This window comes from Microbacterium sp. IO18 (genome assembly GCF_049099505.1).
GTDB lineage: Bacteria > Actinomycetota > Actinomycetes > Actinomycetales > Microbacteriaceae > Microbacterium > Microbacterium aurugineum.
In genome coordinates, this window is the sequence record NZ_JBMJAF010000001.1 from 1 (window position 1) to 10,918 (window position 10,918).

At 69.5% G+C, this 10,918-nt stretch carries 10 protein-coding genes and 1 pseudogene; all 11 read left to right on the forward strand.

The window, feature by feature from the left end:
- Positions 1-1,254, forward strand: a pseudogene (locus tag ACLF6J_RS00005) (hypothetical protein); the annotation flags it as partial.
- Between the two features lie 47 nt (positions 1,255-1,301).
- Entirely contained in the window at positions 1,302-2,048 is a 747-nt protein-coding gene (locus tag ACLF6J_RS00010) for a hypothetical protein (protein ID WP_134351640.1), read from the forward strand.
- Positions 2,048-3,085: an HAD-IIA family hydrolase gene (locus ACLF6J_RS00015; RefSeq protein ID WP_134351638.1), complete on the forward strand. Its 1,038-nt coding sequence runs from the start codon at positions 2,048-2,050 to the stop codon at positions 3,083-3,085. The genes ACLF6J_RS00010 and ACLF6J_RS00015 overlap by 1 nt, the downstream gene beginning before the upstream one ends.
- Before the next feature lie 52 nt (positions 3,086-3,137).
- A complete protein-coding gene (locus ACLF6J_RS00020) occupies positions 3,138-3,314 on the forward strand; it encodes a hypothetical protein (protein ID WP_165875382.1) in 177 nt (58 codons plus the stop codon).
- Positions 3,311-4,108: a TlyA family RNA methyltransferase gene (locus tag ACLF6J_RS00025; RefSeq protein ID WP_134351635.1), complete on the forward strand. Its 798-nt coding sequence runs from the start codon at positions 3,311-3,313 to the stop codon at positions 4,106-4,108. Before ACLF6J_RS00020 ends, ACLF6J_RS00025 begins: the two co-directional genes overlap by 4 nt.
- The gene (locus tag ACLF6J_RS00030; protein ID WP_134351633.1) at positions 4,105-5,025 is read left to right on the forward strand and encodes an NAD kinase; all 921 of its coding nucleotides are present in this window, start codon (positions 4,105-4,107) and stop codon (positions 5,023-5,025) included. The genes ACLF6J_RS00025 and ACLF6J_RS00030 overlap by 4 nt, the downstream gene beginning before the upstream one ends.
- Entirely contained in the window at positions 5,022-6,713 is a 1,692-nt protein-coding gene (recN, locus tag ACLF6J_RS00035) for a DNA repair protein RecN (protein ID WP_134351631.1), read from the forward strand. The genes ACLF6J_RS00030 and recN overlap by 4 nt, the downstream gene beginning before the upstream one ends.
- Positions 6,714-6,730: 17 nt before the next feature.
- Entirely contained in the window at positions 6,731-8,425 is a 1,695-nt protein-coding gene (locus ACLF6J_RS00040; RefSeq protein WP_134351629.1) for a CTP synthase, read from the forward strand.
- Entirely contained in the window at positions 8,418-8,999 is a 582-nt protein-coding gene (locus ACLF6J_RS00045) for an NUDIX domain-containing protein (RefSeq protein WP_134351627.1), read from the forward strand. The genes ACLF6J_RS00040 and ACLF6J_RS00045 overlap by 8 nt, the downstream gene beginning before the upstream one ends.
- A gap of 3 nt (positions 9,000-9,002) precedes the next feature.
- The gene (gene xerD / locus ACLF6J_RS00050) at positions 9,003-9,905 is read left to right on the forward strand and encodes a site-specific tyrosine recombinase XerD (RefSeq protein ID WP_047521825.1); all 903 of its coding nucleotides are present in this window, start codon (positions 9,003-9,005) and stop codon (positions 9,903-9,905) included.
- A gap of 155 nt (positions 9,906-10,060) precedes the next feature.
- Positions 10,061-10,894: a ParA family protein gene (locus tag ACLF6J_RS00055; RefSeq protein ID WP_194239375.1), complete on the forward strand. Its 834-nt coding sequence runs from the start codon at positions 10,061-10,063 to the stop codon at positions 10,892-10,894.
- The last annotated feature ends 24 nt before the right edge of the window (positions 10,895-10,918 follow it).

The window sequence follows — 10,918 nt, forward strand, 5'->3', positions numbered from 1 at the left end:
AAACAAAATGGCCACCCAACGCTGGGTGGCCATTTTGCGTTTACACGAAGAGAACAGGGATCATCATGCCGGAAGAGGAAGAGCGCCGTCCGCGTCGCAACGACGACAAGGGATCGCGCAGCAATCGCCCTTCCGGCAAAAGTTCTGATCGCAGTCGTGATGGCGCTGCCCCCCGTCGTGAGGGCGGGTACAACCGCGACGGTGCCGCTCCTCGTCGTGAGGGTGGCGGGTATACCCGTGATGGCGCTGCTCCTCGCCGCGACGGTGGCGGGTACAACCGCGACGGTGCTGCTCCTCGTCGTGAGGGCGGGTACCACCGCGCCGGCGGCGCCCCTCGTCGTGAGGGCGGGTACCACCGCGCCGGCGGCGCCCCTCGTCGTGAGGGCGGGTACCACCGCGCCGGCGGCGCCCCTCGTCGTGAGGGCGGGTACCACCGCGCCGGCGGCGCCCCTCGTCGTGAGGGCGGGTACCACCGCGACGGTGGCGCTCCTCGTCGTGAGGGCGGGTACAACCGCGACGGCGCCGCCCCTCGTCGTGAAGCTGGCGGGTACAAGCGTGACGGTGCTGCTCCTCGTCGTGAGGGCGGGTACAACCGTGATGGCGCTGCTCCTCGCCGTGAGGGCGGGTACAAACGCGATGGCGGCGCCCCTCGTCGCGCGGGCGGGTACCAACGTGATGGCGCTGCTCCTCGCCGTGAGGGCGGGTACAAACGCGATGGCGGCGCCCCTCGTCGCGCGGGCGGGTACCAACGTGATGGCGCTGCTCCTCGCCGTGAGGGCGGGTACAAACGCGATGGCGGCGCCCCTCGTCGCGCGGGCGGGTACCAACGTGATGGCGCTGCTCCTCGTCGTGAGGGCGGGTACAACCGCGACGGCGGCGCCCCTCGTCGCGCGGGCGGGTACAAGCGTGATGGCGCTGCTCCTCGTCGTGAGGGTGGCGGGTACAACCGCGACGGCGGCGCCCCTCGTCGCGAAGGTGGCGGGTACAAGCGTGACGGCGCTGCTCCGCGTCGTGAGGGCGGGTACAACCGTGATGGCGCTGCTCCTCGTCGTGAGGGCGGGTACAAGCGTGATGGCGCCGCCCCGCGCCGCGAAGGTGGCGACCGGGATCGTTCGCGCTCCTACCCGCAACGTGGGGGAGCCGGACGCGAACGTCCCGCGCAGGCGGCGAACGAGCGTCCGCGGTTCGATGAGCCGCAGATCCCGGACGACGTCACCGCTCGTGATCTCAACGGCGCGGCTCGTAATGAGCTGAAGACGCTGAGCAAGGAGAATGCCGAGCACGTCGCGCGTCACCTCGCGATGGCCTCCCGCCTCATCGACGAGGACCCTGCGCTCGCCCACCAGCATGCGCTGGCCGCATCGCGCCGTGCCGGCCGTATCGCGATCGTCCGTGAGACTCTCGGCATCACCGCCTATGCCACTGAGGACTTCGCCCTCGCACTGCGTGAGCTGCGGACCTATCGACGGATCTCGGGCAAGGACGACCAGATCGCTCTGATGGTGGACAGCGAGCGTGGCATCGGCCGGTCCGATCGTGCGCTCGAGACCGGCAGGGCCGTCGATCGTTCGACGCTGGACACGCCCGTCCGCGTCGCGTTGGCGATCGCGATGTCGGGTGCGCGCCTGGATCAGGGCGACCTTGAACTCGCCCTCGGCGAGCTGGAGATCCCGGAGCTGGATCCGGATCGTGCGTTCGAGTGGAGCCCCGCGCTGTTCGCAGCGCGCGCTGCTGTGCTCGAAGACCTCGGCCGCACCGAGGAAGCCGAGTTCTGGTCGCACCGGGCCCAGGTCGCCGCTGAAGCTCTGGGAGTCGATGAGGCCGGTGACGAGGAGATCTTCATCGAAGACAGCATGATCGAGATCGACCTCGACGAGGACGACACCGATGCACCGGCCGAGCCTGTGCCTGCTGAGCCTGTTCAGGCCGAGACCGCGCCGGCCGAGCCCGCGCCGGTCGAACCCGAGGCTGTGGAGCTCACGGTCGAGGACGAGGTGCGCGAGCTCCTGGGCGAAGACGAGGCCGACGACACGGACCCGGAGGCGTAGTGGCGCTGTTCTCTCGCCGGCGCCCGCTCCGCACGCCTCTCGACGGGGTCGACACCGTGCTGGCTGACCTGGACGGCGTGGTCTACGCCGGACCCGGTGCGCTGCCGTTCGCGGTGGACAGCCTCAACGAGGCGGCGAAGTCCGCACGGCTCGGCTACATCACGAACAACGCGGCGCGGACCGATGTCTCCGTCGCGGAGCATCTGAGCAGTCTCGGGCTCCAGGTCGAGGCCTCCGAGGTCGTGACGAGCCCGCAGGCCGCGATGCGTCTGATGGCGACGATCGTGCCGGCACCGGCGACGATCCTGGTCGTGGGTGGTGACGGTCTCGTCGATGAGGTGCAGAAGGCCGGGTACACGGTGACGCGCAGCGCGGACGACGCGCCGAGTGCAGTGGTGCAGGGATTCGCTCCCGAGGTCGCCTGGACCGATCTGGCGGAGGCGGCGTTCGCGCTCAAGCTTCCCGAAGAAGAGGGCGGCATCCCCTGGATCGCGACGAACACGGACTGGACGATTCCTCGTGAGCGGGGAGTCGCTCCGGGCAACGGGACCCTGGTCTCGGCCGTCCACACAGCCATCGGTCGGCTGGCGACTGTCGCAGGCAAGCCGGAGGCGCCCATCTTCGAAGAGGCGCTCGCCCGTTTCGGTGCCGAGAAGGCGCTGTTCATCGGCGACCGCCTCGACACCGACATCATGGGGGCGAGCCGTGTCGGCATCGACTCGGCGCTGGTGCTGACAGGGATCGACCGCCCCAAGCACGTCCTCGCGGCACCGGAAGGCTCGCGTCCGACGTACATCCTCGGCGACCTCCGCGAACTGCACGAGCCTTATCCAGAGGTGACGGAGCGAGACGGTGTCTTTGCCGTGAACGGTGCCGCCGTGCGTGTCTCCGGGGCTGACGTCGAGATCGTGTCGGAGTCCGGGTCGCAGATCGATCTGCTGCGCGCCGGCGCCGCTGCCATCTGGGCGTCCGGTACCCCGGTGTTCGTCCTTCGTGTTCCCGAGCGCCTCTACGACGATCCCTTCCACCGCCCCTGAGCGATCTCGCGTGGCTCCTTCGCGCGTCGGAGGGGCCGCGTACAGTGGAACCGTGAGTGAAGAGACGACGAGCGAGCCGACCGACGGCCTGTGGAGCCGTCTGCGCCTGATCGAGGGGCAGCCGCTTCCCGTGCGCGCCGCCGCCTATGCGGCCGTGCACGATGAGCTCTCCCGCCGCCTCGAGAGCGGCGCGAAGCTCGATCCTCGGGAGACCTCGGGATCCCGATGACGCGACTCGACGCTGCCCTCGCCGCCCGAGGACTCGCCCGTTCGCGCAGCCATGCGGCGACTCTCATCGCCGAAGGCCTCGTGAGTGTCGCCGGCCGCCAGGTCGTGAAGGCCTCGACCGCCGTGGACGATGAGGCCGAGATCACGGTCGCGGGCTCCGACCACTACGTCGGCCGTGCGGCCCACAAGCTCATCGCCGGACTCGACGGATTCGGCATCCCGGTGGCGGGACGACTCGCGCTCGACATGGGGGCGTCCACGGGAGGTTTCACGCAGGTGCTGCGCGAGCGGGGAGCCCGAACCGTGCTCGCCGTCGACGTCGGGCACGGCCAGATGGCTCCGTCCATCGCCGCCGACCCCGGGGTGATCACCGTGGAGGGCTTCAACGTCCGACACATGACGCACGAGAATCTCGCCGAGGCCACCGGCGTCACGGAGTCCCCCGACCTCGTGGTCGGCGACCTCTCCTTCATCTCCCTCGAACTCGTGCTTCCGGCCGTCGCGGCGGTCGCGACCGCGGAGTCCGACATCCTGCTGCTCGTGAAACCGCAGTTCGAGGTCGGACGGACGGCGGTGCGCGGGGGACTGGTCACCGACCCCGCCACCCGCGCCGATGCAGTCGCGCGCACGGTGTGGAGCGCCTGGGACGTCGGCATGGGGATGCTCGGCATCCTTCCCTCACCACTTCTGGGAACGCACGGTAACGCGGAATATCTCGTGCACCTCGCGCCGGGGCGCGGCAGCAATCCGACAGAATGGTTGGACACCATCAATCGACTGGCAGGAGGACGATGAACGAGCGCAACATCCTGGTCGTCGCCCATGCCGGCCGGGTCGACACCGTCGACGCGGCGCGACGCGTGATCGATGCCCTGCGGGAAGCAGGAGCACGGCCGGTCCTGGCCGACGACGACCACGAGGCCCTCACGGCGGTGGACGCCTTCTTCGCCGGCACCGATGTTCTGGGCCGCTCCGTCGATCCGGCGGACCTCGAACTCGCGATCGTGCTGGGCGGAGACGGCACGATCCTGCGCGCGGCCGAGCTGGTCCGCGATACGGGAGCGCCCGTGCTCGGCATCAACATGGGCCATGTCGGCTTCCTCGCCGAGATCGATCGAGACGACATGGACAAGGCCGTGCGCCGGGTGATCGACCGCGACTACGAGGTCGAGGAGCGACTCGCCCTGTCGGTGCGCGTGAAGGACGCCGCCGGCACGGTCGTGTACGAGACCTGGGCCCTGAACGAGGCCACCGTGGAGAAGGCCAGCCGGGAGCGGATGATCGAGGTCGTCCTGGAGATCGACGGCAGGCCGTTGTCGAGCTTCGGATGCGACGGCATGGTCATCTCCACTCCCACCGGCTCGACCGCCTACAACTTCTCGGCCGGGGGACCGGTCATCTGGCCCAGCGTCGAGGCGATCGCGGTGGTGCCGCTGTCGGCGCACGCGCTGTTCGCCAAACCGCTCGTCGTCAGCCCCGGCGCCGCGGTCGCGATCGAGATGCTCGAGCGCACCGACGGGTCGGGGATCCTCTGGTGCGACGGGCGTCGCTCCCACGATCTCCCGCCCGGCGCTCGGGTCGTCGTCCGCCGGTCGTCGCGCCCCGTGCGGCTCGCGCGTCTGCACCCCACGGCCTTCACCGACAGGCTCGTGCGCAAGTTCCAGCTGCCCGTCGAAGGATGGCGCGGCCAAACCCTGGGGACGCCGTCATGATCGAGGAGATGCGCATGCAGGGGCTCGGCGTCATCGCCGATGCGGTGCTGCCTCTGGGCCCGGGGTTCACCGCGATCACCGGAGAGACCGGCGCGGGGAAGACCATGGTCGTCACCGGACTGGGACTGCTGCTGGGCCAGCGCGCCGACTCCGGGGCTGTCAGGGCCGGTGCCGCACAGGCATCGGTGGCGGGTGTCTGGATCGTTCCGGAGGGCGGAGACGTCGCCGAGATCGTCGAGGAGGCCGGCGGCGAGTTGGAGCCCGCAGGAGCGGGAACCGCGGAGTTGTACGTCTCGCGCACGCTCAGCGCCGAAGGACGCAGCAGGGCGAGCGTCGGAGGCCGGGCGGCGCCCGCAGGGGTGCTCTCGTCGCTGGCGGAAGAGCTCGTCGTGGTGCACGGACAGTCCGAGCAGCTGCGTCTGCGCTCCGCCGCGGCACAGCGCGACGCGCTCGACCGCTTCGGTGGGACGCCGATCACGGACGCGCTCGCGAAGTACACGGAGTCCTTCACCCGCTGGCGGGCACTGGACTCCGAGATCTCCGAGATCACCGAGAACCGGGACCGTCGTGCCGAGGAGGCCTCCCGCCTCCGGGAAGACCTGGCACTGATCGAGGCGACCGCACCGGAGCCGGGCGAGGACCAGGAACTCGCAGATCGGGCCGAGCGTCTCGCGAATGCCGAAGAACTTCGTGTCGCGGCATCCCTCGCGCACGGAGCGCTCTCCAACGAGGACGGCGAACCTGACGCCTCCGCCCTCGTCGCGGAGGCCCGTCGCGTGATCGAGCGTGCGTCGGACGCCAAGCTGACCGAGATCGGGGAGAGCCTCGCGGACATCGGCTACCGGATCGCGGACGCTGCGGGACTCCTGTCCGCCTATCTGGCGGATCTCGACGAGTCCGGCCCTCATGAACTCGCCGCCGTGGAAGATCGTCGCGCGGCGCTGGGTACCCTCGTGCGCGCTCACGGCTCCCTCGACGCGGCATTGGCGCTCTGGCAGACGGGCTCCACGCGGCTCGCGGAACTCGATGACGACGGCGACCGCCTCGAGCGGCTCATCGCTGAGCGCGATGCGGCACGAGCCGAGCTGGACGCCGACGCGGCGACGCTGACGGCGACACGTACCGATGCCGCCGTCCGCCTCGGCGAGGCGGTGACTGCAGAGCTCCACGCCCTCGCGATGCCCGATGCGCGACTCGAGGTCGCGGTCTCCGAGGGCGCGGAGAGCACCCATGGTCGCGATGACGTCGCGATCCTCCTCGCTCCGCATCCGGGCGCCGAGCCGCGATCGGTCTCGAAGGGGGCCTCCGGTGGCGAGTTGTCCCGGGTCATGCTGGCCATCGAGGTCGTCATCGCCGCGACCGACCCCGTGCCGACCTTCGTCTTCGACGAGGTCGATGCGGGAATCGGAGGCGCCGCCGCGATCGAGGTCGGACGGCGACTCGCCCGACTCGCCGAGAAGTCGCAGGTCATCGCCGTCACCCACCTCGCGCAGGTCGCGGCCTTCGCGAACAACCACCTCTCCGTCGTCAAAGCCAATGACGGCGCGGTCACCGCCTCCAGCGTCCGGCGTCTGGAAGGCGGTGAGCGGGAAGCGGAGATGGCCCGACTGCTCTCGGGACTCGCCGATTCCGACGCTGCTCTCACCCACGCGCGCGAACTTCTCAGCCTCCGCGCCCCCGCCGCCTGATAGGATCGAAGCCCGTGATGAACTCTTCTTCCGCGGGACCCAAGAACGACACGACCAAGCACATCTTCGTGACTGGTGGTGTCGTTTCGTCTTTGGGCAAGGGACTGACGGCGGCCAGTCTCGGCAACCTCCTCACCGCCCGCGGTCTGCGCGTCGTGATGCAGAAGCTCGACCCGTACCTGAACGTCGATCCCGGCACGATGAACCCGTTCCAGCACGGTGAGGTCTTCGTCACGGACGACGGCGCGGAGACCGATCTCGACATCGGTCACTACGAGCGCTTCCTCGACATCAATCTGTCCGAGGCCGCCAACGTGACGACCGGCCAGATCTACTCGCAGGTGATCGCGCGCGAGCGTCGCGGCGAGTACCTCGGCGACACCGTGCAGGTGATCCCGCACATCACCGACGAGATCAAGCGTCGCATGCGTCTGCAGGCGAGCGAGGACCCGCGCCCCGACGTGATCATCACCGAGGTCGGTGGCACGGTCGGAGACATCGAGTCGCAGCCGTTCCTCGAATCCGCGCGCCAGCTCCGTCATGAGCTCGGACGGGACAGCGTGTTCTTCGTCCACGTCTCGCTGGTGCCGTTCATGGGCGCCTCGGGGGAGCAGAAGACCAAGCCCACCCAGCACTCCGTCGCGGCTCTCCGTCAGGTGGGTATCCAGCCCGACGCGCTCGTGCTCCGCAGCGACCGTCCGGTGAGCGCGAGCAACCGGAACAAGATCGCCCTCATGTGCGATGTCGACGTGGAAGGCGTCATCAACACGGTCGACCTGCCGAGCATCTACGACATCCCCTCCACGCTGAACGAGCAGGGCCTCGATTCGTACATCGTGCGTCGGCTCGGTCTCGACCAGAAGGCGGCCGACGTCGACTGGACGCGCTGGAACAAGGTGCTGCACGCCGTGCACAACCCCAAGCACGAGGTGACGATCGGCCTGGTCGGCAAGTACATCGATCTTCCCGACGCCTACCTGTCGGTGACCGAAGCGCTCAAGGCGGGTGGCTTCGCACAGGAGACCAAGGTGAACATCCGCTGGATCCCCTCGGATCTGTGCGAGACGCCGGAGGGTGCCCAGGAGCAGCTGGCCGAGCTCGACGGCATCTGCGTGCCCGGCGGCTTCGGCATCCGCGGCATCGAGGGCAAGCTCGGTGCGCTCAAGTTCGCACGAGAGCAGGGCATCCCGACCCTCGGGCTGTGCTTGGGCCTGCAGTGCATGGTCATCGAGTACGCGCGGGACGTCGCCGGCATCGCGGGCGCGTCTTCCAGTGAGTTCGACCCGGAGACCGCCGAGCCCGTGATCGCGACGATGGCGGAGCAGGTGGACATCCTCGACGGCGGCGACCTCGGCGGCACCATGCGTCTCGGCCTGTACCAGGCGGCACTCGCCGAGGGATCCCTCGCGCGCGAGCTGTATGGGGCTCCGGAGGCCGCGGAACGGCACCGTCACCGCTACGAGGTCAACAACTCCTACCGTGATCGTCTCACCGACGCCGGTCTGGTGTTCTCCGGGCTCAACCCGGAACTCGACCTGGTCGAGTACGTCGAGCTGCCGCGTGACGTGCACCCGTACTACATCGCCACGCAGGCGCACCCGGAGCTGCGTTCGCGTCCGACCGCCCCGCACCCGCTGTTCCGCGGGCTCGTCGGCGCCGCGATCGAGCGTCACCGCGCGAGCGAGCTGTTCGACGTCAGTGCCGATGACTGAGTCGGCGGAGTACCTCCGCGACGAGCCGTTCGAGCCGGAGGTCCTCCAGAGCGACCGCGTCTACAAGGGCTGGGTCTGGGACGTCCGCTCCGACCGGGTGCGCTACGGCGACGGGGAGATCGTGCGCGAGTATGTCGCGCACACCGGCGCCGTGGCGATCCTCGCGCTCGACGACGAGGACCGCGTGCTGCTGATCCAGCAGTACCGCCACCCGATCCGTCACCGCGACTGGGAGCTGCCCGCCGGTCTGCTCGACGTGGACGGAGAGGCGCCGCTCGACGCCGCCCGTCGTGAGCTCGCCGAGGAGGCTGACCTCGTCGCCGCGCACTGGGAGCCGCTGGTCTCCTCGTGGACCACCCCGGGTGGCAACAACGAGATGATCCACATCTTCTTGGCCACAGGAGTCGCCGCGGCGTCTTCGGCACACGATCGGGAGGACGAAGAGGCGGACATCCGCGTCGAGTGGGTGCCGTTGGCGGACGCGGTGGACGCCGTCCTCGGCGGACGGATGCACAACGGCATCCTCTCGATCGGTGTGCTGGCTGCGGCGCAGAGGCTGCGCGACCGGGGCTGACGCATGCTGCTGGAGCGCGCTCTCGACGCCTACCTGCGTCACGTCACGATCGAGCGCGGTCTGAGCGAGCACACGATCGCGGCCTACCGGCGTGACCTCGGGGGGTACTGCGAGTGGCTGGCCGGGGAGGGGATCGCCGACACGTCGGAGGTGACGCCGGCCGTGATCGACCGCTTCATCACGGAGCGTGCGTCGGCAGACCCTGCCCCGGCCTCCACCTCGCTGGCGCGCCTGCAGTCGTCTGTGCGGGGCTGGCACCGGTTCCTGGCCCGTGAGGGCATCGAGGTCGACGATCCGAGCGGGAGACTGCGTCCGCCCAAGGCTCCTCGTCGGCTCCCCAAAGCGCTGACGATCGACCAGGTCGAGAGACTGCTCGCCGCACCGTCGCCCGAGGACCCGATCGGGGTGCGGGATCGCGCTCTCCTGGAGCTCCTCTATGCCACCGGCGCCCGCGTCTCGGAGGCGACCGGGCTCGACGTCGACGACCTCGCCCACGGCGATGTGCTGCGGCTGCGCGGGAAGGGCTCGAAGGAGCGCATCGTGCCGATCGGCTCCTATGCACGAGAAGCGGTCGACGCCTATCTCACGAGGGTGCGGCCGGCGCTCGCGGCGAAAGGACGGGCATCGGCGCGGCTGTTCCTCGGCGCCCGTGGCGCGCCCCTGTCACGACAGAGCGCCTGGCTGGTGATCCGCGCGGCGGCGGAGAAGGCGCAGATCACGTCGGAGGTGTCGCCGCACACCCTGCGTCACTCGTTCGCCACACACCTGCTGCAGGGGGGAGCCGACGTCCGCGTCGTGCAGGAGCTGCTCGGACATTCCTCGGTCGCGACGACCCAGATCTACACCCACGTCTCGGTCGACACCTTGCGTGACATCTACGCGACCTCGCATCCCCGCGCCCGCTGACACGGCCCATCCGGGAGAGCCCCCTGCCGCGTGCCGAGGCGGCTGCGGAACGGGCCGCCCGGTACAATCGACCAAGCACGAACGGAGCAGGAGAATCGGTGGCTGAGAAAGTGGCGAAGTCCAGGGCGAAGGCGCAGAAGGCCGACGAGACCCCCATGGGACCCACGGGCCGTCCGTATCACGGGTTCCCGACCCCCGAACCGTTGAAGTCCCACGGGCCCGCGCGCATCATCGCGCTGTGCAACCAGAAGGGCGGCGTCGGTAAGACGACCACGTCCATCAACCTGGCCGCGGCGCTCGCCGAGTACGGCCGCAAGGTGCTCGCGGTCGATTTCGACCCGCAGGGCGCCCTGTCCGCGGGGCTCGGCATCCCGACCCACGATGTGCCGACGATCTACGACCTCCTGCTCGACACCAAGCGCGACGCCCACGATGCGATCGTGAAGTCGAGCGTCGAGGGTCTCGACGTCATGCCGGCGAACATCGATCTGTCGGCCGCCGAGGTGCACCTGGTCAACGAGGTCGCACGGGAGACGATCCTCGCCCGGGTGCTGCGCCAGGTCGCGGGGGAGTACGACGTCATCCTCGTCGACTGCCAGCCCTCCCTCGGGATCCTCACGGTCAACGCGCTGACGGCGGCGCACGGTGTGATCATCCCGCTCGAGTGCGAGTTCTTCGCGCTGCGCGGCGTGGCACTGCTCATCGAGACGATCGACAAGGTCCGCGACAGGTTGAATCCGTCCATCACGATGGACGGCCTGCTGGCCACGATGTACGACCCGCGCACCCTGCACTCGCGCGAGGTGCTCGAGCGTGTCGTCGAAGCATTCGGAGACGACGTGCTCGAGACCGTGATCGGCCGCACTGTGAAGTTCCCCGACGCCTCGGTGTCGGGGGTGCCCATCACCGAGTTCGCCCCCGAGCACGCGGCCGCTCAGGCATACCTGCGGCTGGCGCGGGAGCTGGTCGCCCGTGGCGCTGTCGCCTAGCGGAGAGTCCGTCGACCCTTCGGC